This window comes from Psychrobacter proteolyticus (assembly GCF_039762275.1).
Lineage (GTDB): Bacteria > Pseudomonadota > Gammaproteobacteria > Pseudomonadales > Moraxellaceae > Psychrobacter > Psychrobacter proteolyticus_C.
This window is the reverse complement of record NZ_JBDLOB010000008.1, coordinates 1-26,195: the sequence shown is the minus strand read 5'-3', so window position 1 is coordinate 26,195 and position 26,195 is coordinate 1. Positions and strand designations below refer to the sequence as shown.

Genomic DNA, 26,195 nt, shown 5'->3' with positions numbered 1-26,195 from the left:
TGTAAGCATCTTATCTATATCAATCATTACTATTGAGCCTCGTTATGCCTGAATCTCGTACCAATCTGAACCCTGAACCCAAAACCAGCTCGCCGTACTTTATCGGATTATTACTTCGCTATAGCACGTTTGGCGCGGCGATTTTAATTCTGTTGGCGGGTTTATTATTGGTAAGTTGGTGGCTGATTGTTATCGGTGGTTTGGCTGTGGCACTTGGTATCTATGATTTGATTCAGTCCAAGCACGCGATATTGAGCAACTACCCTGTCGCTGGACATATTCGCTATGTATTAGAGGATTTTCGCCCTGAGATTCGCCAGTACTTGCTTGAGGACGATAAAGAACAAGTGCCGTTTTCACGCCAGCAGCGCGCACTAGTCTATCAACGTGCTAAGAACGTCAGTGACACCAATGCCTTTGGTACGTTGGACAATCTATATACTCATGGTAAAGAGTGGTTTTTGCAATCTACCATCAGCGCCCCACTAGAAAACAAAGATTTTCGTATTATGGTCGGCGGTGAGCGTTGTCAGCAGCCACATGATATGTCGGTATTCAATATCTCTGCGATGAGTTTTGGCAGCCTGTCAGCCAACGCCATCATGGCACTCAATCAAGGCGCAAAACTCGGCGGTTTTACCCATGATACGGGCGAAGGCGCTATTAGCCCTTATCATCGTAAGTTCGGTGGTGATTTAATTTGGGAGTTGGGTACAGGCTATTTTGGTTGCCGTAATAATGATGGTAACTTCGATCCACAGTCTTTCGCTGAAAAGGCCGTCGATCCGCAAGTTAAAATGATTGAAATCAAGCTTTCACAGGGTGCCAAGCCTGGTAAAGGTGGCGTCCTTCCCTCTAGCAAAATCACCCAAGAGATTGCAGACACACGTCAAGTACCTACGGGTCAAGACTGTATCTCGCCCTCCTCGCACACTGCATTTAGCACCCCGCGCGAGCTGGTCGCCTTTTGGCAACAGCTACGCGACCTATCGGGCGGCAAGCCAGTTGGCTTTAAGCTATGTATTGGTCAGCCATGGCAGTTTATGGCGATTGTCAAAGCGATGATAGAGACGGATAACTATCCTGATTTTATCGTTATTGATGGTGCAGAAGGCGGCACAGGTGCAGCGCCCGTCGAGTTTATGGACAATGTCGGCATGCCGATGGTTGAAGGATTTTTGCTAGTGCATAACACTTTAGTCGGTGCAGGTATTCGTGACAAAATTAAGCTTGGCGTCAGTGGCAAGATCGTATCAGGCTTTGATATCGCGCGCATGATTGCGCTAGGTGCCGATTGGTGCAACTCAGCACGTGGCTTCATGTTTGCGGTCGGCTGCATTCAGTCGCGCTCTTGTCATACCAACACTTGCCCGACAGGTGTGGCAACCCAAGATCCATATCGTCAAAAGGCGCTTGACGTCCCTAGTAAGGCTGAGCGTGTTGCAAGTTTCCACAAAAACACGCTAAAATCGCTTGCCAGTATCGTAGGCGCGGTCGGTTTACAGCATCCTAGCCAATTACAGCCGTATCATATCGCACGCCGTCTAGATGATGGGCAAATTAAGCTGCTATCCAAATTCTTCTATTTTGCTGACAAAGGCGCACTACTCGATCATAGCGCCCGTGCTGATATATTCAACCAGATGTGGGTCATGGCAAACCCTGATAGCTTCTTAGCCAATAATGATGCACTCATTGCTTATAACAAGGACTCACGCGATAAGGGCAAAGAGACTGGCGCGCCAACAGAACACAGCGCTGGATATAATTCTGAGCACTTGACCAATCTCACCGATGGTGGACGATTAATTGGTAATGTGAATAATACAATCCGCGACTTCCCGCCTGCTAGCGACTGAATCAGCGCCTAAATCGTTGTACTTAAAAGGTAGTGATGTAAGTGTAATTAAGCAGTAGATAGCAACCAAACTTAAATAATTTATACATTAAAAGACGCGTGATTGATGCCAAGTTCTATTTTTACCTTATTCCTATCAACGATAGTGCTTGCGCTGGGTCTGAGCGCTTGCCAGCAGACAAATACCAATGCGGCTAGTAGCGATACCGATAGCTGGTCATGTCAGACTGAAGACACACCCTTTATTTATAGCGTTTGCCGAGTGGATGCTACCGCGTTAGCGAGCGAGCGTTATTCATTACAACTATTCTGGCAATCCTCTGATAACAATGAGCCTCTGCTGACCTTTGATGCGTTATTGGCCACATTACCGAACAATGAGACCCTTAACTTTGCGATGAATGCAGGCATGTATAATGCACACTATGCGCCGATTGGCTATACAGTTATCGAAGGCAAAGAACTCAAATCGCTAAATACAAAAGAAGGTGGCGGTAATTTTCATCTATTACCTAATGGGGTTATGTGGTGGGACAAAGCTGGCAACGTGCAAATCACCGAAAGTAATGCGTTAAATGAGCAGCTAAACAATGGTGATGTGCAGCCTTGGTATGCAACGCAATCGGGTCCTATGCTTGTCATCAATGACGAGATACACCCACAGTTTAACTCTGATAGCAGCTCAATCAAACTGCGTAATGGTGCAGGCGTTTGCCGTGATGGCAGTATACAGCTCGTTAATAGCGATGAGCCTGTGACCTTTTATCAGTTTGCAGAGCTATTTAAGAATGAGCTAGGTTGTTCAAACGCGCTGTTTTTAGACGGTGGTATTGCCTCAGCGTTGTATGCGCCTAGTATCGATAAGCAAGATAAAAAAGAGATGGGCGTGATGATTGGATTGGTTGAAAATAAACAATAACATCCCTCTTTACCATAGCATTTGTCGCTAATATACCTCCTCAAAATTGGAATTACACTCAATAAAAAAGCACTTAAAACGATAACGTCGCTTTAAGTGCTTTTTTATATTACTCGTCCAAATGTAGACTAATATTACCGTGCCATATACTGAGTCATTTCTTCAACACCATGTAGCGTCATCGGATACATTTTATTTTCGAACAGCTTTTTAATCTCAACGATGGTTTGCGTATATTGCCAATACGACGGGTTTTCAGGATTGAGCCAAGTTACTTTATCAAAATGCTCAAGTACTCGCTTCAGCCATACGATGCCCGCTTCATTATTCATATACTCTACGCTACCACCGACTGTCATTAGCTCATAAGGTGACATCGATGCATCACCGACGAAGATAACACGATACTCTCGGCCATATTTATTGAGTAGCTCAAATGTTGGCATCGGTGCACTATGGCGACGATTGTTGTCCTTCCACACATAGTCATACAAGCAGTTATGGAAATAAAAGAACTCTAAGGTTTTAAATTCATTTTTTGCCGCAGAAAACAGTTTTTCGAGCGCTTCGACATGGATATCCATACTGCCGCCCACATCAAACAACATTAGCACTTTGACACGGTTACGGCGCTCTGCCTGCATATGTATATCGAGCACACCCTTTTTTGCCGTGCGTTTAATCGTCTCATGAATATCTAGCTCGTCAGCACTGCCAGTCCGCGCAAACTGACGCAGATTGCGTAGCGCCATCTGAATTTGGCGAGTACCGAGCTGATTGTCGTCATCGAGATTGCGATATTTACGCTGCTCCCAAACTTTTGCTGCGCTGCGTTTGCGAGACTCACCGCCGACACGCACGCCTTCTGGATGGTCGCCATAGGCACCAAATGGCGAAGTACCGCCCGTCCCTACCCATTTACTACCACCTTGATGACGTTCTTTTTGCTCTTTTAACCGTTCTTCTAACGCCTTCATCAGCTCTTCAAGCGAGCCGTACTTTTTCAGTAATCGTCTTTGCTCTTCAGTCAGATTCTTTGGGTCGAGCTTTAGATCCAGCCATTCTTTGGGCACGTCCGTTAGCTTGGCTAATAGCTCATCCATATCGAGACTATCGACACCTTCAAAATAATCCGCCATAGCCCGATCGAACTTATCAAAATGGCGCTCGTCTTTGACCATGCACAGTCGAATCAGCCGATACATATCTTCGCGGCTGGCAAAAGTAGTCAGTGCTGGATCTTCAGGATGCGACTGCATCATCAGCCCTTTGTCTAATGCGGCATTGAGATCGAGCAGCTCACGCGTACTGACTGGCACGCCATAAGTACGCAAGGTATAGAATAGTTTGATAAACATAAGAGTCGTATCACTTATTGGCTGATATTATTATCTGGTGATATTGCTGATATCATTAATTGGTACAGTCACAGGTTGAGCGCTTGCGTTGACCTTCATAATAGACATCCGATATCGGACACAAGATATTAAAGCCAACGCAAGCGGCAAACATTAACGACGCATCATATTGGCAAAACGTTGTAATAAACTCACGTCTGCTTCGTTTTTGAGCAATGCGCCATATAGAGGTGGAATAGATTTCTCGCCGCGCAGATTTTCTTCTAGCTCGTCCTGAGCCATATCATCAGCAAGTAACAAGGTTAACCAATCGACCAACTCAGACGTTGATGGTGGCTTTTTAAGACCTTGAATACCGCGCAGCTTATAGAAGATATCCAATGCATCATTGACCAGTTTTTCTTGAATATCTGGAAAATGCACTTCGATGATTTGGCGCATGGTTTCTTCTTCTGGAAAGTCAATATAATGGAAGAAGCAACGACGTAAAAACGCATCTGGTAGCTCTTTTTCATTGTTTGAAGTAATAATAACCACTGGACGCTGCGCCGCTGTTATAGTCTCGCCCGTCTCATAAACATAAAAAGACATCTTATCAAGCTCATGTAGCAAGTCATTTGGGAACTCGATATCGGCTTTATCAATCTCATCAATCAGCAGTACGCTACGCTCTGTACTGGTAAAAGCGTCCCACAGCTTGCCCGGCTTGATATAGTTGGCAATGTCATAGACCTTATCATCACCCAACTGCGAATCGCGCAGGCGTGATACTGCATCATACTCGTACAGTCCTTGCTCAGCCTTAGTCGTCGATTTGACGTGCCAAGTAATCAGTGGCATACCCAAACTCTCAGCAACTTCTTCGGCAAGCAACGTCTTACCTGTGCCAGGCTCGCCTTTTATCAGCAATGGCTTTTGTAAAGTCATGGCGGCATTTACGGCCAGTTGCAAATCATCGGTAGCAATATAACTACTGGTACCAGTAAAGTTTTTCTTAGTATTGTCGGCTGTGGTCATAATCAGATCTCGATTGTTGTTATAGATGAGTTGTTATAAATGGATAGGTCTAAAACATAAATGACTAATAACGAATAAATTGGTAAAGAATAAATTAGATTAGCACAGCCTGATGCATTGCCAAAATACTCATGCGTTCGCATTTATTAACAATTGTTATGTGCAATGTATAGTGAGCAATTATTTATATGCCTAATAAACAATCTGGCATAAAAAAAGACACCCAGCGGTGTCTTTTTTTTCGGGTATCAAATAACTTTTAAGACAGTAATTTTGTCTCAACGCCTAGCTTATTTTTATCACTTATCAGACGTATCGCTATCTGTTTTTTTAGCCAACGTACTGTCTTTTTTTAAGCTTACGTTAGTATCAGGCTGTTCAGTTACGGTAGCGCCTTCTGGCAAATAACTGCCTGTGGTCATTTGTAACGTTGCCTGTGTATCTTCTGCGCTGCGGCTACGGGCTTTGTCCAAGCTTGATGCAAATGCGCTGCGTATCAACTGCCATACAAAACCAACAAACAACCCTGCGACCAGTATCACCAATATCGGCAACATATTAGCAACCGCGCCTGCGTAATCTTTCATCATCACAGCATAGACGACGCTAATGCTGGCTGGTGCAAGCTCGCTCGGATCGCCAAGTGCAGTACCTGGTGCTAATAATACTGCAAACAGAACCATCCAGCTCATACCGCCCAATGGTTTTGGCAGTACACGAGCAACGAGTATCCATAGCACTAGTACCAAAACAGCACCGCCCAGATAAGCATACATCGGCAAATCAGCGGGCGGGACATCCTTTACCATTTGGCCCCACCAAATGGCAATCTCACCGAGAATGTCACTGATAGACTCTAGCGGTAAGCTATGTAAGATATTTTTTAACCAGTCCATGCGTGTTTATTTACCTGCGTTTATCGCCGGTGACACAATCTGTGTCTAGCGGTATATGTGCGTTCTGTAGAACCAGAATGAGGCCAACTACATAATGAACTTATGCATTATGTAAGCTTATATATGCATTGCGTAGAGTGTCAGTTTATCACGACTCTCTACCCAAATGCATGTGGGCAAGTGTGCCGTAGGTTTCTATCGACGCTGTTTTTAAGGTAGCGTACTGATATATGTCCTACCACACTTACTTGCTGACAAATCTATTAATTGTAGATGCTGTCCTGCGATTCACGAGCACGCAGCTCTGCTTGGCGGCGCATCACGTCTTGCGGCGGCAACTGCACAAAGTAGCCTTGAGACTGCAGTTTTGCCAGCACTTCTTCTTTATCGACACGAGCGAGCTTATCTTTAGTTGATAAGTCCAGATGCATGACGAACTTACTACGACCTAAACCTGCACGGAAATCTTTTGGTAATACGCCAAGCCAGTCTTTGATCTCATCAGTATCATCAGGATAATCAGGACGCGCAATGTAGATATACATGTCGTCGTGTTTGGGAAATTTATAAATATCGCAATGCATAAAAACCACCTATCAGAAACTATGGGCGTAGGTTAGCATATTTCAGGCAAATACCAGTAGTCGCTTTGCGTTTTGCTATCGTAATTTTTGTCAAAACACACAGATAAAACGCTGATATGAGCGATAAAAATATCGTTGTAAAACATAACCTATTTGACAGACTGCCCTATCAAAACATTATTTTTGCCAAATTTATTTATTTTAATGGCTTTGATGACTTGTAAAAGCGCTTTGAACCTTTCATAATAAAAGCGTTTTTCAGGAGAGAGTTTATCAGCATCGTTTTTGTATTGAACCCTATTGGTTATACAATTATCGCAATTGCTGGATAACCACCGAAGGCGCATCCACCCTGCCAATCGCTCAGGTAAAAGGACTGAAAAACGCATGTCACTGTTGTTTGGTAATGTTTAGTAGTATGACACTCATAGCCCACTACTTTTTTATCAAACATAAGGCATAACAAATCTGGAGAGTGGTAAGCACGGACGACGTCTTACCCACCGAAGGGGAGAAAATACGCTATCATCGACGATAGGGCTCATATAACCGCCCAAAAATGATGGTTCGTGTTGAAAATCTCAGGTCACAGGACAGATAGGGCTTTAGCTCAAACCGACGTACAGCGTCCGTTTGGCTTACGTCTTCATCTTTGCTTTCTGTGTCACCCTTTGATGTGATATTTGCACCTTGCAATATTGCTTCTCGTTACTTTTACGTTGCGCATCACTCCCTACTCTGCTGAGTACGACTGATGTACACATAAGGATTTGTTATGACTGATACCCATTCTCAAGACTCTAGCAGCAACCAAGCTCCTCAGCGCACCCCTTTTTACCAGTCTCATATTGATAGTGAGGGCAAACTGGTCGATTTTTCTGGTTGGGAATTGCCCATTCATTACGGTTCACAAATCGAAGAGCACGAAGCAGTACGCACAGATGCAGGTATGTTTGATGTCTCACATATGGTTGTGACTGACATCAAAGGCGCTGATACTAAAGCATGGCTACAAAAGCTGCTCGCAAACGATGTCAACAAACTCACTACCGCTGGTAAAGCGCTGTACTCTGGTATGCTCAATGAGCAAGGCGGCGTCATCGATGATTTGATCGTCTACCTGATGAATGCAGAAGAAACTGAGTACCGTATCGTTTCTAACGCAGCCACTCGTGACAAAGACTTAGCACAGTTTAATAAAGTCGCCGAAGGTTTCAATATTATGATTACCGAGCGTCCTGAGCTGGCGATGCTCGCCGTGCAAGGTCCAAATGCGATTGCAAAACTGGCTCAGGCCAAACCAAGCTGGGCGGATACTTTAGCAACACTAAAACCTTTCGTTGGTGCTGACTTGACCGATATCGAAGGCACCGATTGGTTTGTGGCTCGTACTGGCTATACTGGTGAAGATGGCGTCGAAGTCATTATGCATGCTGATGATGCCCCTGCTTTCTTTGAGCAATTAAAAGCAAATGGCATCAAACCTGCCGGTCTTGGCGCACGTGATACCTTGCGTATGGAGGCGGGCATGAACCTTTATGGTCATGACATGGACGAGACCATCAGCCCTTACGAGTGCAATATGGGCTGGACGCTAGCGCTCAAAGACGATCGTGCCTTTGTCGGCCGCGAAGCATTGGTCAGCAAACGTAAGCAGTCAAAAGAATACAACACTGCTATGAAGCAAGTGGGTCTGCTATTGACCACGCGTGGCGTATTGCGTGAAGGGATGACAGTGACTATCAATCAAGGCACTGATAACGAGCAAACTGGCATTATCACCAGTGGCACATTCTCCCCTAGCCTAAAAAATTCAATCGCGATTGCTCGTGTACCTGCCAGCTTATCAGAAGACGACAGCGTACAAGTCGATCTACGCGGTAAAGGTAAGTTCGTCGATGTACGCGTATTGAAGCTACCTTTTGTCCGTAACGGCAAGCAACAGTTTGACTCTTAGGTCTTATAAATTCTATCATTAGAGCGCGTTGTCATTTTACATACGATTATAAAAATGGCGACACGCCTAGCCTCCATTATTTTTGTTAATTAACCTCTATCACTTAGGAGAGAGACCATGAGCAACATCCCAGCAGAGCTAAAATATATTGCGAGTCACGAATGGCTACGCCTAGAAGACGACGGTACAATCACTGTTGGTATCACTGACCATGCTCAAGATCTATTGGGTGATGTGGTATTCGTTGAGCTACCAGATGTGGGCGATATCATCGCTGTCGATGACGAAATCTCAGTTGTTGAATCAGTAAAAGCGGCTTCTGATGTTTATGCCCCTATTTCAGGTGAAGTGATCGCTATCAACGAAGCACTAGAAGATGATCCTGAAATCATCAACTCTGACCCATACGGCGAAGGTTGGTTCTTCAGAATGAAGCCTGACAACATCGCTGACTACGAAGCACTAATGACTGCTGACGAGTACGAAAGCGACTTATAAGCTAAGCACGTAAGATAAGCACGTAAGCTAAGCATGCTCTCACAAGACATTAGCATTTGTAAGACTTTAACTCATACAAAGCACTAGCCCCGACTAAACATCATAGATACTGGCAGCAGCTGGTATCTATACTCTCTATTTAAACAGTTTGAACAACCTTTCTCATTAAAAGTATTGGCTCATTGACCATGCTTATTATTTGAAAGCAGCTTTATATGTAGATCTCCAACAATCATTATCGTCCGATGTTATTGCTACCAAGCGTTATCTCATTGACTCGTATTGATCACCTATTCGAATCCCAATGAATACGTGCTATCAATAATGACTCAAACTGATAACCCAATTCTCAGCATGGATCCTAATATGAATGCCAACACCGATAATAAAGACCCCATCGCCACGCCAAGCCATATGCCGCAGCTACAAGCATTTCGCGATATCGTAGAGTCACGCCGTTCCGTGCGCCGTTTTACTGACACACCTATCCCTGATGACGTATTGGCAGACTGTCTGCGTTTGGCCATGCTAGCGCCAAACTCTAGCAACCTACAGCCGTGGGAATTTTATGTTATCGATGATGCTGACAATCGCAAGCGCGCCGTCAAAAACTGCATGAATCAAAACGCAGCAAAAACATCAGCCCGTTTGATTGCCATCGTTGCTCGTACTGACGTTTGGCATGATCACGCTAAGCAAGTATTGCGCGAATACCCTGATCAGCCAGTGCCAAAGAAAGTGAAAGACTACTACAACAAAGTTGTCACGATGGACTTTCTGCGCGGCCCAGCCAACGTGGTTTCGGCTGCGAAATGGGGCGCGACGCAAGTGGTCAGACGCGTAAAGGGCCCAATCAAATCGCCTTACTATACGTTTGAAGATACCAAAAACTGGGCAACCAATAACACCGCGCTTGCCGCCGAAAACCTCATGCTAGCACTACGTGCTCATGGATTTGATAGCTGTGCTATGGGCGGCTTTGATGAGCCTGCTATGAAGCGATTACTAGGCCTAGGCGACGATCAGCATATCATTATGATGATTGGCGCAGGTGAACGTGCTGACAATGGCGTTTACAACACCCAGTTCCGTTTTGATCAAAAACAGTTTGTGCATTACGTATAACGTACCGCTCACATTATTCCCTTAATTGCTATTTTGTTTATTACTCCCTTAACCAAGGATTGTCATGACTATCTCTCAAAACCCATCGTTTGATACCTTTCAAGGATTGTTCAACGAAGCTGAATTTGTCTATCGCCACTTAGGTTCGAACGAGACCAAGCAAGCTGACCTACTTAGCGCTGCTGGTTATAAAGATATGCAAAGCTTTATCAATGACACTGTGCCTGAGCCAGTACGTTTGCACAAAGAGTTGGATTTGCCAGTAGCGATGAGTGAGCACGCTGCACTTGCCAAACTACGCACGATGGCAGACGACATCACTGTTAACAAAAGCTATATCGGTCAAGGCTACTCTCCGGTTCGTATGCCTGCGGTCATTCAGCGCAACGTTCTTGAAAATCCAGGCTGGTATACCGCTTATACACCTTATCAAGCGGAAATCGCTCAAGGTCGTCTAGAAGCATTGCTGAACTTCCAACAAGTTTGTATCGATTTGACTGGTCTTGAATTAGCTGGTGCGTCATTGCTTGATGAAGCAACAGCAGCGGCAGAAGCAATGGCGATGTCAAAGCGTGTGAGCAAAAGTAAATCAACGCAGTATTTCGTCGACGAGCGTGTCTATCCACAAACGCTAGATGTTATCAATACTCGTGCTAAGTACTTCGGTTGGGAAGTGGTCGTTGGTGATTTTGAAACGGCTAAATCTGGCGATTATTTCGGTGCGCTATTCCAGTATGTCGGTGCTGAAGGCGATGTGAAAGACTTAACAGACGTCATCGCGGCCGTAAAAGAAAACAAGACTTACGTCAGCGTCGTCAGTGACATCATGAGCTTGGTACTATTGAAATCACCAGCTGACATGGGTGCTGACGTAGCGCTAGGTAGCACGCAGCGTTTCGGTATTCCAATGGGCTTCGGTGGTCCACATGCCGCTTATTTTGCGTTCTCTGATAAAGCCAAGCGTTCAGCGCCTGGTCGTATCATTGGTGTCTCAAAAGACGCTCAAGGCAATACAGCACTGCGTATGGCTCTACAAACGCGTGAGCAGCATATCCGCCGCGAAAAAGCCAACTCAAACATCTGTACCTCACAAGTATTGCTAGCCAACCTCGCTGGCATGTACGCGGTATATCATGGTCCAGGCGGCGTTAAGCGTATTGCCACTCGTATTCATGCTTTTGCCACTGCGTTTGCTGATGCTATCACAGAATCTAACGACAGCAGCTTGAGCGTGGTACATGATCAATTCTTCGATACAGTCGTGGTTGATTGTGGTTCAGAGAAATTGGCTACTCAAATTTTCAAAAATGCAGATAACGTTGGCTATAACTTATGGCGTTTAAGCGACACCAGATTAAGCGTTGCCTTTAGTGAAACCAGCGATCAGCAAGACTTCAACACGTTGACTCAGCTATTCGTCAACAAGTCACACGATCTACCTGAAACAGCTCGCGTCTCTCTAGATAGCGCACACTTGCGTACGGATGACATTTTGACTCATCCAGTATTCAATTCGCATCATACCGAGCATGAAATGCTACGCTACCTAAAGTCGCTTGAAGACAAAGATTTGGCGATGAACCGCAGCATGATTTCACTGGGTAGCTGTACTATGAAGCTAAACGCCACCAGTGAGATGCTACCGATTACTTGGCCTGAATTTGCCAACGTGCATCCTTTTGCACCGCGTGATCAAGTTACTGGCTATATCGCGATGATCGATAGCTTACAAGATCAATTAAAAGCCATTACTGGTTTTGATGATGTCTCTATGCAGCCAAACTCTGGCGCTTCTGGTGAATATGCTGGTCTGTTAGCGATTCGCCGTTATCATGAGTCATTGGGCGAAACCAATCGCGATGTTTGCCTAATTCCTATGTCGGCGCACGGTACCAACCCTGCTACCGCTATGATGATGGGTATGCAAGTGGTCGTGGTCAAAACTGATGAAAACGGCAACGTTGATATCGATGATCTAACCGCCAAATGTGAAGAATACAGCGATCGCCTAGGTGCTTTAATGATCACTTATCCATCGACGCATGGTGTGTTCGAAGAAGGCATCCGTCATATCTGTGATTTGACTCACAAACATGGTGGTCAGGTCTATATGGACGGCGCGAACATGAATGCTCAGGTAGGCATGATGCAGCCTGCAGACGTTGGTGCTGATGTATTGCACATGAACTTGCACAAAACTTTCTGTATCCCGCATGGCGGCGGTGGTCCAGGCATGGGCCCTATCGGTATGAAGGCGCATTTGGCAACGTTTATGGCCAACCATACCTTGAGCCCTGTACACAATGCACAAAAAGACTGCTCAGCCGTATCAGCAGCACCTTATGGTTCAGCAAGCATCTTACCTATTTCGTGGATGTATATTGCTATGATGGGCCGTGATGGCTTATTAAAAGCAACGGAGTTGGCATTACTGAACGCAAACTACGTGGCAGCCGAACTAAAAGGTCACTACCCTGTTTTGTATGCAGGTAAAAACGGCCGTGTGGCTCACGAATGTATCATCGATATTCGTCCGTTAAAAGAAGAGACTGGCATCACAGAAAGCGATATTGCGAAGCGCTTGATGGATTATGGTTTCCATTCACCAACAATGAGCTTCCCAGTCGCTGGCACGCTTATGATTGAGCCAACTGAGTCTGAGTCAAAAGAAGAGTTGGATCGCTTTATCAGTGCGTTAAAATCTATCAAAGCTGAAGCCATGAAAGCCAAAGCTGGTGAAGATAACTGGACGCTAGAAGACAACCCATTAGTCAATGCACCGCATACCGCAGCTATGATTACTGGCGAAGAGTGGACGCATCCATACAGCCGTGAGACTGCTGCATTCCCACTGCCGTACATTCGTGCAAACAAGTTCTGGCCAAGTGTCGCGCGTGTCGATGATGCTTATGGTGATAAGAACCTAATGTGCTCTTGCCCAAGTATCGAAAACTATATGTAATTATCATTTTCGATAGTTATTCTCTGTAGTAAAAAACCTCCAAGTCAGCAGCTGACTTGGAGGTTTTTATTTTGCTGACTTTTTATCTATTACATTAGTAGGTAATATTATCAATAAAATAAACGATAAGAACTCAGTGCAATAAAAGCTTATATTTATAATAAGCAATTTATCTTGAATTTCTGAAGCAATCATTTGGACAATACTATGCAACATAAAGCGCCTAAACAAAAAACTCGCGTCATTCTAATCCATGGGTTGCATCAAACCCCATGGATTATGCGACCATTAGCCAAGCGCCTGCAAGCAGCAGGATTTGATACCCATCAGTATGGCTACCGTAGTATGCGTGATGGTATTAAGACCAATAGCGCCCGCCTAAATAGCTGGCTAGAAACAAATCATCACCTAGATCATCCTATAGACTTGGTTGGGCATAGCTTGGGTGGTTTAATCATTCGTGATTTTGTTGCTCAGTATCCAAAATGGAAAATTGGACGTTGCGTGACTCTAGGGACACCGCATATAGGCAGTATTTGTGCAGATTATATTTGGCGATTGACTCCTGTTGTCGTAGGTCGCTCATATGTCGACGCACTCGACGGCACAGTCGCACTATTGCCCAAACATGTGACGCTAGGCGTCATCGCTGGCAACCGACCTTATGGTCTAGGTCAGCTGTTTTTGCAATATCATAATCGCAAACTGCGCAAATCTGATAAGCCACCCCTTAACGAGCAGCTTGTACATGACGGGACAGTATATATAGAGGAGACGAAAATAGAGTCTGCAGCTGATCATATCGTCATGCCAGTCTCACATACTGGCATGCTAGTGAATCCAGAGGTCGCCGAGCAGACTCGATACTTTTTAGAGCATGGACGATTTAAACGCTAAGAGCTGTATGAATACTTGAGTGTCAGTTTTCAGTCTTATCAAACGATTTCTTGTTAAACGGTGCCTTATCGAACGCTGCTTGGTTGAGCGACTCCTTATTGAACACGAATACCCATGCCCTGCTGCAGTTCGGTTTTATGCTTTTTGATGACTGGAATTAAGGTTTTAATGATCCAATCGTTACGCCAACCTTTTAGCCCTTGTGGCAGTTCGCTCACATCTTTATCAAGAGCAACCACTTCATATAATTGTCCTAGCCATTTTTTACGCATCAATACACTGGCAGGTATACCGATTTCGCGCGCATGCTCATCAATCGTTTGCTGCACTGCTTTTGATAATACTTTATTTTTTGAGCGGTATGGCGGCACTAGACAGTCTGGATGCTCTGTAGACGGTAGACTTTTGGCATCTCTGATTACTTTCAGCAGCTCTTCGCCATATAGTCGCAGCATACTACGGTGCATGGTCGTTTTATGTGCCAGCTCGCGCATGCTGTTTGGCTTTTCAGTGACAATCTCTCGTACTGCTTGTTTTTTTATCACAAAGGTACGCGGTTGATTGGTCGCGCGTGCCAGCTCTTCTCGCCATGTAGCCACTCCTTTGAGTATCGCCATTTGCTGCGAGTTATAGCGATAATCTGCCATTGTTAGATACATCGCTTCATCTTCGACGTGCTGCGAGTCATACAAATCACTGGCATAAAGCTGACAGTCGGCCCAAACATAATCGTATAACCCTTGCGCCTTAAGTGCATGCTCGATACTGAGATATAGCGCTGGCAAATAACGCACATCGTCGATGGCATATTGCTCTTGCTCATCTGTCAACGGACGCTGGAGCCAATCAGACTGACTATGTTCTTTATCAATATGCATATCTAGCTGATCAGCCAGTGCCTGCTGATACCCCATTTGTAATTGACCCGTCAGATAAGACAACGCAATTTGCGTATCGAAGATATTGGTCAACGGTGGGCAGCCAGACAACAGATAAAAAATGCCCAAATCTTCGCCGCAGGCATGCCAAATAGCAACATCTACTTTGCGTAGCGCTTCCCACAGCTCAGCCAGTTGCAACTGCGGTGCATCCAGTAGATAAACATGATTACCAGTATTTAATTGCACCAGTGCCAAGCGCGGATAATAAGTGTCACGCTTGATAAACTCAGTATCTAAGGCCACGCGTCCGCAAGTCGCTAAGGCATCAATAACCTCATCTAACTCGCTTTGCTTACGTACCCAAGTAATAGCAACATCATCAGCAATATCCAATAGTGCATCAATATCTAGCACCTCAGCATCTGGAGTATTAGACACTGACTCAGATGAAGTGGCTGCTGACATTGGCTCAGTATTAGCGGCTTCTGGTAATGAGCCATCATTGATATCAGAAGCATTTGATTGAGCTAAGGCGTTTGAAACGTTATTGGACACGGGCAGATACCTGCATTAATAGGAGAAAATAAAACGCTAAACCGCGCCTTAATAAAATTAAAAGATAAACAATAATAAAGTAATTATAACAATTCCAAGAAATGAATTGGGTAAGACTTTGAAGCAATCAAAACATTATAAAAAAGAACGATTTTGCATGGCTTGACCGAGCGTCATACTATCCAGATACTCAAGCTCGCCACCCATCGGTACACCTTGGGCTAATCGCGTTACTCTATTAACATGACGACTGACAGCTTCACTGATAAAGTGCGCCGTAGTCTGCCCTTCGACAGTCGTACCCGTTGCCAGTATTAGCTCTTCGACAGGTTCTTGCTTCACTCGCCATACGAGCTGATCAATATTTAAGTCGTCGGCGCTGACACCATCAATTGGCGATAGATGCCCGCCCAACACAAAATAACGTCCACGATAACCAGCTGTCTGTTCAATCGCCATCACATCTGCTGCTGTCTCGACCACGCATAGCAGACTGTCATCACGTCTAACGTCTTGGCATAGCGGACATACAGCCTCATCACTAAAGCTATGGCAACGCTGACATTCAACAATATCACGCATCGCTTCATCTAGTGCTTGGGCGAGTGCCATGCCTTGTGGGCGTTTTTTACTGAGCAGATGTAACGCCATTCGTTGGGCACTTTTTTGACCAACGCCTGGCAATATACGCAGCTGTTTGACCAGCTGATCAAATTTGGCTGTAAGCAAAGTAGCTTCCTTTAGTTGACTTTATCTAACTGAATTTATAAATCGTAGCTATAAAAATGGGGTCGTATCGTATCGATAACAACCCCATTTTTGTCTTTAGTATGAAGTATTTAATGCTTAAAACATGCCTTGCATACCTGGTGGCAGACCCATGCCCGAGGTCGCGCCAGCCATCGTTTCTTCATATAGTGCATCTGCTTGACGAACCGCATCATTGATAGCAGCAGCGATAAGATCTTCGATCATATCTGGCTCATCTTCTAACAGACTTGGATCAATAGTCAAACGCTTAACCACATGACGACCAGTCATCGTTACTTTAACTAGTCCACTGCCCGCTTCTGCTTGCACTTCTTTGTTAGCAAGTTCTTTCTTAGCGTTTTCAACGTTCGCTTCTACTTTCTTTTGCATCGTTTGTGCTTGTTGCATCAATGCTTGAATGTTCATAGTTGCCTCTTTTGTTATTTATGGTTTGTATTTTATGCTAGTGCGTATAGTAATGAATAATTAATAACGTAAAGTTAATGCAATGCGTTAGTGCAGATTATACCGTTATCTTTACAAACTGTCTAAACCACGTGCCAAGTCTTTGATAATATCTTCCACATCTTCTAGACCTACCGATAGACGAATCAGACCATCTTTAACGCCAGCTTCGGCACGAGCCTCAGCAGTTAAGCGGAAATGCGTCGTGGTTGCAGGATGAGTAATCGTGGTTTTGGCATCGCCCAAGTTATTGGTGATAGAGACCATTTGGGTTGAATCAATCACATGCCACGCCGCTTCTTTGGTATCACGGCTATCAGATGCCTTGACTTCAAAACCCATAATAGCACCGTAACCATTCTTCATATGATGCTGACGTGTAGCAAGCTCGTGCGCAGAATGGTCACTCAAGCCTGAGAAATGCACAGTACTGACATTAGGATGATTGACCAAAAACTCTGCCACTTGATTGGCATTTTGGCAATGCGCTTGCATACGCAATTTAAGCGTTTCAAGCCCCTTAGTAAATACCCAAGCATTGAACGGACTCATGCTAATACCACCTGAGCGCACCACGGTAAATGCTTCTTGCATCAGTTCATCACTACCGACCAACGCACCGCCTAATACTCGACCCTGACCATCCAAATATTTGGTCGCAGAGTGAATGACCACATCCGCACCCAAATCTAATGGGCGCTGCAATGCTGGTGTCGCAAAGCAGTTATCAACGACGAGTAATATATCATTGGCTTTACATAGCTGACTCAAATAACCGATATCGCAAATCTGTGCCAATGGATTACTTGGGCTTTCGCAATAGATCACCTTGGTATTTGGTTGAACCGCATTGGCCCATGCCTCATTGTCGAAGCAATCAACGTAGCTGACTTCAACACCAAACTTGGCCATATAGTTGTTAAACAGACCGATAGATGAGCCGAATAACTGGTTGGCCGCTAGCAAATGGTCACCCGCTTTTAGGTATGCCAAACACATGGTCAAAATAGCGCCCATACCAGAAGCTGTCGCAACCGCGCGTTCACCATTTTCTAACGCAGCCAAGCGACGCTCAAAAGTACGTACGCTTGGATTGGTATGACGCGAGTAGACATTGCCTGTTTTTGTACCGTCAAAATGAGCAGCGGCATCAGCAGCTGAACGATAAACGTAAGAGCTGGTGGTAAAAATAGGCTCTGAATGCTCGCCTTCGTCTGTACGGTGTTGACCTGCCCGCACTGCGATGGTCTGCATGCCATAATCAAGACCTAAATCTAAGGCATCGTTGCGCCAGTTTGGATCTAACTTGTTCAAACTGCTCTCATCATGGTTTTGCGACTGATTCATAAACGTTCCGTTACTTTGGTTGGTATTTTATTGATTAGTATTTTATTGGTTGGTCTTTTAATTGAAACAAAATGACTGCTTATTCTTCTGATTATCGACCGAATTTATCAGCGTTATCATATCATGTCGACTTATTCCGCACAGCTAGTTTCAAATGGCCACTAAATATTATTTTCGAATACCAAAGATGTATCAATTCTACTGCTTAAAATATGCCACATATATAATTAAACACTACTTAAAAAACAATGATTTCGTGCGCTAAATCTAACAAAAATAACGTATTTATAATAGGCAGATATCGCAACAGCTGCTAAGCTTAGCGACGATTTAGATTTTGCCATGCATAATACAACAACAGTCTGGTAATACATCTAACAAGAGTGTTGCAAACACTCAGAATCATTATTTATCAGTACATTTAGGCTCATTAAGGTAAATTCGTTATGTCGATGTTCAGTATAGAACCAAGCAGCTTATCGTTGAGTCTAACCCTAGGACTGACTTTAGGTCTTAGTGCTTGCCAGAGTTTGCCCAAGCAGCCACATTTACCGGAAAGCCAAGCACTATCAGCACGCGTAGAAGCGCTATATTCAGACGAGCAAACGACGCAAGGTGAGACGATTAAGACCAGCAGCACTGATTTGGTTTCTGCTATTAGTGCGCAAAACGATATTCATCCTGACTTGTCTGGTTATCACCCAATCGTGACCGGAGCGAATGCTTTTGCGGCACGTAGCATCCTGACAGATATGGCCACGCGTAATATTGATGCGCAGTATTATATTTGGCATAACGATCAGGCTGGTCAGCTTCTACTAAAAGACTTATGGGACGCGGCTGAGCGCGGTGTGATTGTGCGCTTATTGTTAGATGATTTTAATAATAGTGCCAAGTTCGATCAGCATTTATTACGTTTTGCCAGTCATCCCAATATCGCGGTGCGTATCATCAACCCTTTGATGCATCGTAAGTTTCCGACGTTGAACTATGTGACTGGTCTGCCGCGTATCAATCGCCGCATGCACAATAAGAGCATGACCTTTGATAAGCAGATTACCATCATCGGTGGGCGTAATATCGGCAACGAATACCTTAGTAATGATCAAAGTAGCCAATTTGCAGATTTGGATGTCTTACTTATCGGTAAAGTCGTCGCAGATATTGATAACAGTTTTTATGACTATTGGTCATCGCCTTTATCATTTGATATCGAGACCCTAGCGAAATTTGATAATGACGTCACACCGGATTTTTTAAAGGCCTTAGATAAACTCGGTCTGGATGAAGAAAACAACGAAGGCAGCAGCTTGACGGTTTATAAGGCTGCGATCAAAGACTCTACGATTGATAGTGACTTGATTAATAAGCGTGTGCCTTTCCGTTGGACCGACATGCAATTCTTAAGTGATAATGTTGGCAAACTAAGCAAAACGGTTCCTGCCGATACCAACTTGGTTCATCAGTTGCGTAACTTGCTTGGTAGCCCAACCAAGAAATTGACGATTATTTCTTCTTATTTTGTACCGACCAAAGATGGCGTTGATACATTGGTTAAGTTGGCTGAAGCTGGTGTCGATATTAAGATATTAACCAACTCATTTGATGCGACCGATGTGACTGCAGTGCATTCTGGTTATAGCCAGTGGCGACCTCGCCTGCTTCGTTCAGGCGTCAAAATATATGAGCTAAAATCAACCGCTGCTGAAGAAAAACGTGATAACAAACTGTGGCGGGCACGTAGCCAATCATCGACCAGTTTGCACGCAAAAACGTTTGCAGTAGATGATTATCAAGTCTTTATCGGTTCATACAACGTTGACCCACGCTCTGCCAATATCAATACCGAAATGGGCGTAATCATTAATGATGATGAGCTAGCAAGGCAGCTGCATGGTGCCTTGAGCGACGATCTATTAAATCAAGCGTATGAAGTCAAGCTGCTAGAAAATGGCAATCTGCAGTGGCACACCACGGAAAAAGGCGAAAAGGTAGTCTATGACTCCGAGCCCCGAGTGGACATGGGTGACCATGTTTGGCTAACCATTATGTCTTGGTTGCCCATTGACTGGCTGTTGTAAATATATAGCTTATTAATTTCGACAGCTCTAGACCATTAGAACATTTAGTTTTGCGACTCAGTTGTATTAAGTAAACAAAGTACCATTCAAAAACTTTTATTTTAAACTCCCAACTTATTGTTTCGGCAAATCATCTTTTATATATCTTGATTTGCCGTTTTTACCATGGCCGGTTATCCAAACGATGATCGTCTTAATGACCACTTTACTCTGTGGATATGTGATCTATTATGCCGTCTCGTTCTCAATACGCCCTAATGTCTACTAAAGACAAAAACATAGTGATGTTCATTAGCTTCATCAGCGCTGTGATATTTTTTGATTTTTTGATTTACTTGTATATCTCAGATATTGTTTCAGCAGCGATTTTTCCTGCTAATGCTGATCCTAGAGTTGCTAAGCTGCAAGGAATGGGGCTTTTTGTTATCGGTTATTTAGCACGTCCAATCGGAGGTGTTCTCATCGGTCGTTATGGTGATATAAAAGGTAGAAAGCCCGTTTTATTGCTAAGTATCATAGTCACCGCATGTAGTCTCCTCGCAATGGCATTTTTGCCAACTTATGCACAATGGGGCATCTTTGCGCCTGCTTTATTCATTTTGTTAAGAATCATACAGGGTATGGCATACGGACTTTATGTTCCCTTATCTTGGGTATTTGTGGCAGAGCATGTGCCCAGACAGTATTTATCAGTAGCCTGTAGCTATGTGACTGCCAGCTTCTTTGTGGGTGTGCTATTTTCAAATGCATTTTTTATGTGGCTCTCTAGCTTTATGACTACCGCTGAGTTAACTGAATATGGATGGCGCTTGCCATTTTTAGTGGCCGCTGTACTAAGTGCTTTGCCGTTATTGGTGTGGCGAATGGTTGGAGAGACGCCTTTCTTCTTGGCACTCGTAAAGCCGAAGGCAAGTAAAAATGCAGGCAAGCCACTGACGTTACTTTTTAAACACTGCAAGCATTCTATTTTTATCGGTATGGTGCTGACGTTAGTAATCTCTAGCATTTCTACTGTTATCGTTTTGCTATTACCAGACTTGATAGAGATAAACTTTTCGTTGGACAGTGATTTATTCGGGTTCTCCCATAGCCTGGGCATCATATTTATCATTTTTGGCTGTATATTCTATGGGATGATTTCTAATCATGAGAATTTTGGTAAAGTGTTGGCAATCGGTTCAATTTTACTGATTGCCCAAATGCTGGCGTTCTTTTACCATTTGCAGGCGGGCGGTGATTATATATTAATCATGTATGCGATTTTGGGCTTCTGTGCTGGCGTGATTGGTATGGTCCCTGCTATCCTTGTAGAGCTGTTTCCGACCAATGTACGTCTGACTGGCGTTGCTTTTTGCAACAATGTCACACAGGGCATTACTGGTGTGCTAATACCTTTTGGTCTTGGATACGCCACGACTCTAGTAAGCTTTTCACCAGCACTGTACATTGCCTTTATTGGCTTTATCGGTATTATCATGGGGCTTTATTTTTATAATTTGCCCGAGTTGAAAAAGATTGACCACGTTATTGTATAAGTAAACAGTTAATCGCCGCCTCGCATAACGCTTGAAGCTCTAAAAAATCTTGAAAATAAGGTGCAATGGGTTGTCTCATCCATTGCACCTTCTCCATTTATTTAAGACACAAATATTAAGGCTTGATGACCATGGTTGATATGACCAACAAACGCCTCTCAGTTGCGCCAATGATCGACTGGACTACGACAGATTATCGTTATTTTGCGCGACTGTTTAATCCGCATACCTATCTTTATACCGAGATGATCAGTACTGGTGCATTGATTTATGGCAATCGAGCACGGCATTTGCGCTTCGATACACTTGAGCACCCTCTTGTATTGCAGCTCGGCGGTGCAGACATCAATGAGATGACGCAATGCGCAGAGTTTGCTCAGCAATATGGCTATGATGAAGTCAATATCAATGTTGGCTGCCCCTCAGATCGCGTACAGCACAATAAGATAGGTGCCTGTCTGATGGCAGAACCTCAGACCGTCGCTGATTTGGTCAAGCACATGCAAGCTGCAGTCGATATCCCAGTGACGGTCAAACATCGTATTGGTATCGATGACTTTGATAGTTATGAGTTTATGGTGGACTTTGTACAGACAGTAGCAGCGGCAGGTTGTACCCGCTTTATCGTACATGCGCGTACGGCATGGTTGCAGGGGCTCAGCCCTAAGCAAAATCGCGAGATACCACCGCTGCGTTACGATGATGTGTACCGTCTAAAGCAGGATTTTCCTAAGCTAGATATCGAAATCAATGGCGGTATCGATACAATTGAGGACATCCGAACGCACCTACAGCATATCGATGGCGTGATGATTGGTCGGGCGTTTTATCACAACCCATATCTATTAGCAGAGGCCAATAGCTTATGGAACGAGGCAACTCCTGAGACAATACCTAAGCGCTCAGAGATTTTAGCGCAGCTTTATCCATATCTCGAAGAACAACTCGCAAAAGGCGAGGCGTTGCCAACAATGACACGGCATTATTTAGGACTCTTCCAAGGTCTGATGGGCGCGCGTAAATGGCGTCAAGCATTGAGCGGCAAACCTCAGCTGACGATTGATGATATCAAGCGAGCTGCCGATGAAGTGCTACTATTAAATCCTGATGCATAATCCTAACGCGTAGCCAAATTTTTATATCTAACTATTTCGATATAATTTATATAGTAGCAATCATTGAGGCTAGTATTTCATCTACGCCGCTTGCGCAATATACTGCCACATCGCTGCACCATTATTGACAATGTGTAGTACGATTGGCAGTAATAGCGAGCCTGACTTAATCCGTGCATAGCAAAATATCAATGCCAACACTACGATGGTACTAATCTCATAGATACCATACTGTACATGGATCACAGCGAATATCAAACTTGTCACAATGCTGGCGACAATCGCCCCATGATTCGCTGAATATGAAGGTGCTGTGAACTGTTCTACGATGGCAGACCACAATATACCGCGAAAGATAACCTCTTCATAAATTGGTGCGACGACCACCATAGCAAAGACCAATAGCCAAACCGAACTGACTGAATGATAAAGAGGATCAACAAACACCAGCGGCGCCATATCGAGTACATACGTCAGTGTCTGACTGGCAATCATAAATATCAGTAGTAGCCCAAGCATGCCTATACCCACCGACAGTGAGAACGGCTTTAGCACTAGATATTGACGCAGACTGCCACCTTTTAAACGAATGATAAGCACGCTAATTGCCACTAGCAATATACAGCCGATAAGTATAGACAGGCTCACGACCGTTCCATCATTACTACCAAAATAGAATATACGCCCTACCGATGTCCTTTCATCGGCAGGTAATACCAGCTTGCCAGCGATATAGACACCTACCAACTGACTGATAAAAAAAGCAAGCACCATTCCTACTGTCAGGACGAATGTACCCACGCGCGAAAATAGCGGCAGAGACTTAGGTGAGACAGTCGTACTAGATGGCGCAATTAGGTTCTTCTGCATAAAGGTATCACTTAAAAATACTCTGGCAGCTCATATCCATTACAAGCATGACTGATAATATGTTGCGTTTATTTTGACAGTTGCTGCTTGATCAATCCTAGCACTAGCTTTGAGACAGACTCTGGATGCTCAAGTGGGAACATATGCCCTCCTTCGTGAATCTCATAAGGAATGCCTAAGCGCGATTTTATCTGCTGCGGAAAGCGACGTTTCAAAAAAATACTGTCTTGACCAATGATTAAAGTCACAGGCACTTTAGGGCCACGATTCGGTGCCAGCCAATACCAAGAAGGATTGGTACGGAACACAGCGACTTCGCTGGCTTTAGGGATAGCCAATGTTACTTTGCCATCAGCACGCTCATGCAAGCCGTGATCGATATATCCTTGAAAGCTGCGCTCATCAAAATTCTTAAAAAACCCTTTATGTCGCATTTTCTCATATGCTTCATCCCGGCTATCCCACACATCACGGCGATGCTTGGAAACGCCAGCTGGTGATAGCTTGTCCATCAGACGATTATTCATAAGCGGTAATCTGTCTGCTGTCTTTGCCAAATGCCACAACAAGCTGACTTTGCCATAAATCCAAGGCGGGTCCATAAGTACCGCTTGTGCAAACAGTTCAGGCTGACGATACGTGGCCTGCAACGTACACATAGCCCCAAGCGAATGCCCCACTCCTACTACCTGTGCAACGCCATGCTTTTCGCAGGCTCTGTTTACGCTATCAATAATTTGCTGCGTCAAACTGCGCCAATGATCGTCCACTGGATAATCAGGCGTATCACCCAACATCGCAATATATTCAACCGTAAAAAATTCTGATAAACCTTCAAAAAATGGCTCATATACCGCGCTTGGCATTCCATTAGCATGGGCAAAATGCAGCACAGGTTTATTGGTTATTTTAGAGACAGGCAGTTTAGCAAAGGACTGCAAATTTATTTCATCACTCATGACAGACTCTCGTGGGATCGTTTATGTTATATATTATTTTAATGATTGAACCTTGTACCATTATTAAAACCAACAGCATCAAAACTAACCCCTTCAAAACCAACCATGTTTATATGGCAAGTTTGACGACTATGTTTGATGGTTATAGTTGTATAGCTAATTCAATCAGGCTATCACTTGGGCTAAGGTTTTTTATTTGGTATTGCATACAATTAAGGCTGAGCACAATTATATGCTCAGCCTTAACAATCATACACATTATATCTAAAACATAAAACGCTTAACGCATCTGCCCAGTGTTACTTTCTTGTGGCAATACGTCGAGACTAACGCTAGAGCCAATACCTGCACCTAACTTCACTGCAAAACGATCCATAAACATTTGGAACGGATCAGTTGGGCTATAGCTAATGATAGTATCTAGATCTAGTTGCTTACTTAGACTTGTGATACTACCTGTTTTATCTGCTAAGCCTAGCTCAATAGACTGCTCACCTGTCCAGAATAACCCTGAGAACAGTTTGTTTTGCTCAGGATTTTTCAGACGGTCGCCGCGCCCTTCTTTGACAGCATTGATAAAATGCTTGTGCGTGTTTGCTAGTACTTTTTCAACATGATTTTCTTCATAGTCAGTCAACGGACGAGATAAGCTTAAGATATCTTTATACTCACCAGCCGTAATCGTACGATCTTCTACGCCAACTTTGTCCATCAAACCTTTGACGTTATAGCTTGGCATAATGACACCGATAGAGCCGACCAAACTTGATGGATTGACATAAATCTCATCTGCAGCAGATGCAATATAATAAGCACCTGACGCACCGATATCACCAATCACCGCATATAGCTTTTTGTCTGGGTACTCTTGGCGTAAATCCATCATGGTCTGCCAAATCTCATCAGACTGTACCGGTGAACCGCCAGGTGAGTTAATATCTAAGGCCACTGCTTTTGAGTTACTGTTTGCAAAAGCGTCTCTCAAGGCTTCATTAACATCATACGCATTGGCCACATCGTCATTACTGATGACGCCTTGCAGCTCAACCACTGCTAAATGTGGATCGCTAGTATCGACTGCGTCCATACCTGTTGGCGCACTGCTGCAACCACGACCAAGGGTCAAAAATATCAATAGGATATAACCAAAGGTCAGTAGTTTAAAAAAGATACTCCAACGACGAGCGCGGCGCTGCTCAACCACACTCGCTAATAACGTGTTTTCCAGCACCTTCCATTCTTGTCCACTTGGCGGGCTTGGTTGCTGCGGTTGCGTTGGCTGATTTGCCGAATTATCAGGACGTTTGTTAGGGTCTGGTGGCCAGTTGGGCATATAACTTCCTAAGTTAGAAACAATCTAAAACAATAAAATGAGGTTGTCGAGAAATACAGTTAAAGCGGTAGTGTATACCTGACTGATACTGTCTCACAGTATCTGTGACCTGTATTAATAGTCAGCGACCTGTATTAATAGTCAGCGACCTGTATTAATAGTCAGCGACCTGTATTAATAGTCAGCGACCTGTATTAATAGTCAGCGACCTGTATTAATAGTCAGCGACCTGT

Annotated in this window: 21 protein-coding genes and 2 riboswitches; of the genes, 10 read left to right on the top strand and 11 right to left on the bottom strand. The window is 44.2% G+C overall.

Annotation, left to right across the window (positions count from 1 at the left end):
• Nucleotides 1–44 precede the first annotated feature (44 nt).
• Both ABFV72_RS11350 and ABFV72_RS11345 read left to right on the top strand, forming a co-directional pair.
• Complete coding sequence (locus tag ABFV72_RS11350) at nt 45–1,859, top strand: FMN-binding glutamate synthase family protein (protein WP_347163770.1); 1,815 nt, start codon at nt 45–47, stop codon at nt 1,857–1,859.
• 105 nt (nt 1,860–1,964) lie between these two features.
• On the top strand, nt 1,965–2,777 hold the full coding sequence (locus ABFV72_RS11345; RefSeq protein ID WP_347163769.1) for a phosphodiester glycosidase family protein: 813 nt from the start codon (nt 1,965–1,967) through the stop codon (nt 2,775–2,777).
• A 134-nt stretch (nt 2,778–2,911) separates the two neighbouring features.
• Here the strand turns inward: ABFV72_RS11345 and ABFV72_RS11340 are convergent, their stop codons facing one another.
• The 4 genes from ABFV72_RS11340 to ABFV72_RS11325 all read right to left on the bottom strand — a co-directional run bounded on the left by ABFV72_RS11340 (nt 2,912) and on the right by ABFV72_RS11325 (nt 6,632).
• Nucleotides 2,912–4,135: a vWA domain-containing protein gene (locus ABFV72_RS11340; protein ID WP_101205694.1), complete on the bottom strand. Its 1,224-nt coding sequence runs from the start codon at nt 4,133–4,135 to the stop codon at nt 2,912–2,914.
• A 153-nt stretch (nt 4,136–4,288) separates the two neighbouring features.
• A complete protein-coding gene (locus tag ABFV72_RS11335) occupies nt 4,289–5,152 on the bottom strand; it encodes an AAA family ATPase (protein WP_101205695.1) in 864 nt (287 codons plus the stop codon).
• A gap of 299 nt (nt 5,153–5,451) precedes the next feature.
• Nucleotides 5,452–6,048: a hypothetical protein gene (locus tag ABFV72_RS11330; protein ID WP_201579572.1), complete on the bottom strand. Its 597-nt coding sequence runs from the start codon at nt 6,046–6,048 to the stop codon at nt 5,452–5,454.
• A 263-nt stretch (nt 6,049–6,311) separates the two neighbouring features.
• Nucleotides 6,312–6,632, bottom strand: coding sequence for a YcgL domain-containing protein (locus ABFV72_RS11325; RefSeq protein ID WP_057760762.1), 321 nt, complete (start codon nt 6,630–6,632; stop codon nt 6,312–6,314).
• A 249-nt stretch (nt 6,633–6,881) separates the two neighbouring features.
• A riboswitch (glycine riboswitch) is annotated at nt 6,882–7,021 on the top strand.
• Between the two features lie 69 nt (nt 7,022–7,090).
• Nucleotides 7,091–7,239: riboswitch (glycine riboswitch) on the top strand.
• 168 nt (nt 7,240–7,407) lie between these two features.
• On the opposite strand from ABFV72_RS11325, the gene gcvT reads away from it, so the two are divergent.
• The 5 genes from gcvT (at nt 7,408) to ABFV72_RS11300 (ending at nt 14,071) form a co-directional block, all read left to right on the top strand.
• Complete coding sequence (gcvT, locus tag ABFV72_RS11320; RefSeq protein ID WP_347163767.1) at nt 7,408–8,589, top strand: glycine cleavage system aminomethyltransferase GcvT; 1,182 nt, start codon at nt 7,408–7,410, stop codon at nt 8,587–8,589.
• A gap of 117 nt (nt 8,590–8,706) precedes the next feature.
• Nucleotides 8,707–9,087, top strand: a complete 381-nt coding sequence (gene gcvH, locus ABFV72_RS11315; protein ID WP_057760766.1) for a glycine cleavage system protein GcvH — start codon at nt 8,707–8,709, stop codon at nt 9,085–9,087.
• A 366-nt stretch (nt 9,088–9,453) separates the two neighbouring features.
• Nucleotides 9,454–10,212 (top strand): nitroreductase family protein, encoded by a 759-nt coding sequence (locus ABFV72_RS11310; protein ID WP_347163765.1) that lies wholly within the window; start codon nt 9,454–9,456, stop codon nt 10,210–10,212.
• A gap of 64 nt (nt 10,213–10,276) precedes the next feature.
• On the top strand, nt 10,277–13,174 hold the full coding sequence (gene gcvP, locus ABFV72_RS11305) for an aminomethyl-transferring glycine dehydrogenase (RefSeq protein ID WP_347163764.1): 2,898 nt from the start codon (nt 10,277–10,279) through the stop codon (nt 13,172–13,174).
• Nucleotides 13,175–13,381: 207 nt separating this feature from the next.
• Entirely contained in the window at nt 13,382–14,071 is a 690-nt protein-coding gene (locus ABFV72_RS11300; protein ID WP_347163763.1) for an esterase/lipase family protein, read from the top strand.
• Between the two features lie 95 nt (nt 14,072–14,166).
• Here the strand turns inward: ABFV72_RS11300 and ABFV72_RS11295 are convergent, their stop codons facing one another.
• The 4 genes from ABFV72_RS11295 to ABFV72_RS11280 all read right to left on the bottom strand — a co-directional run bounded on the left by ABFV72_RS11295 (nt 14,167) and on the right by ABFV72_RS11280 (nt 18,069).
• Nucleotides 14,167–15,507 (bottom strand): ribonuclease D, encoded by a 1,341-nt coding sequence (locus ABFV72_RS11295; protein ID WP_347163762.1) that lies wholly within the window; start codon nt 15,505–15,507, stop codon nt 14,167–14,169.
• Between the two features lie 135 nt (nt 15,508–15,642).
• Complete coding sequence (gene recR, locus ABFV72_RS11290; protein ID WP_347163761.1) at nt 15,643–16,236, bottom strand: recombination mediator RecR; 594 nt, start codon at nt 16,234–16,236, stop codon at nt 15,643–15,645.
• 117 nt (nt 16,237–16,353) lie between these two features.
• A complete protein-coding gene (locus ABFV72_RS11285; protein ID WP_045445429.1) occupies nt 16,354–16,683 on the bottom strand; it encodes a YbaB/EbfC family nucleoid-associated protein in 330 nt (109 codons plus the stop codon).
• Nucleotides 16,684–16,794: 111 nt separating this feature from the next.
• The gene (locus ABFV72_RS11280) at nt 16,795–18,069 is read right to left on the bottom strand and encodes an O-succinylhomoserine sulfhydrylase (RefSeq protein ID WP_347163759.1); all 1,275 of its coding nucleotides are present in this window, start codon (nt 18,067–18,069) and stop codon (nt 16,795–16,797) included.
• Nucleotides 18,070–18,515: 446 nt separating this feature from the next.
• On the opposite strand from ABFV72_RS11280, the gene ABFV72_RS11275 reads away from it, so the two are divergent.
• From ABFV72_RS11275 to dusA, 3 genes are all read left to right on the top strand, one after another.
• Nucleotides 18,516–20,150: a phospholipase D family protein gene (locus ABFV72_RS11275; RefSeq protein ID WP_347163757.1), complete on the top strand. Its 1,635-nt coding sequence runs from the start codon at nt 18,516–18,518 to the stop codon at nt 20,148–20,150.
• Nucleotides 20,151–20,380: 230 nt separating this feature from the next.
• Entirely contained in the window at nt 20,381–21,685 is a 1,305-nt protein-coding gene (locus ABFV72_RS11270; RefSeq protein ID WP_347163756.1) for an MFS transporter, read from the top strand.
• A 131-nt stretch (nt 21,686–21,816) separates the two neighbouring features.
• Complete coding sequence (gene dusA / locus ABFV72_RS11265; RefSeq protein WP_347163754.1) at nt 21,817–22,800, top strand: tRNA dihydrouridine(20/20a) synthase DusA; 984 nt, start codon at nt 21,817–21,819, stop codon at nt 22,798–22,800.
• Between the two features lie 81 nt (nt 22,801–22,881).
• On the opposite strand, the gene ABFV72_RS11260 is transcribed toward dusA, so the two are convergent.
• The 3 genes from ABFV72_RS11260 to sppA form a co-directional block, all read right to left on the bottom strand.
• On the bottom strand, nt 22,882–23,670 hold the full coding sequence (locus ABFV72_RS11260) for a CPBP family intramembrane glutamic endopeptidase (protein WP_347163752.1): 789 nt from the start codon (nt 23,668–23,670) through the stop codon (nt 22,882–22,884).
• Between the two features lie 68 nt (nt 23,671–23,738).
• Nucleotides 23,739–24,629, bottom strand: a complete 891-nt coding sequence (locus ABFV72_RS11255) for an alpha/beta fold hydrolase (protein ID WP_347163751.1) — start codon at nt 24,627–24,629, stop codon at nt 23,739–23,741.
• Nucleotides 24,630–24,909: 280 nt separating this feature from the next.
• Nucleotides 24,910–25,962 (bottom strand): signal peptide peptidase SppA, encoded by a 1,053-nt coding sequence (gene sppA / locus ABFV72_RS11250; protein ID WP_290175450.1) that lies wholly within the window; start codon nt 25,960–25,962, stop codon nt 24,910–24,912.
• Nucleotides 25,963–26,195: the final 233 nt, after the last annotated feature.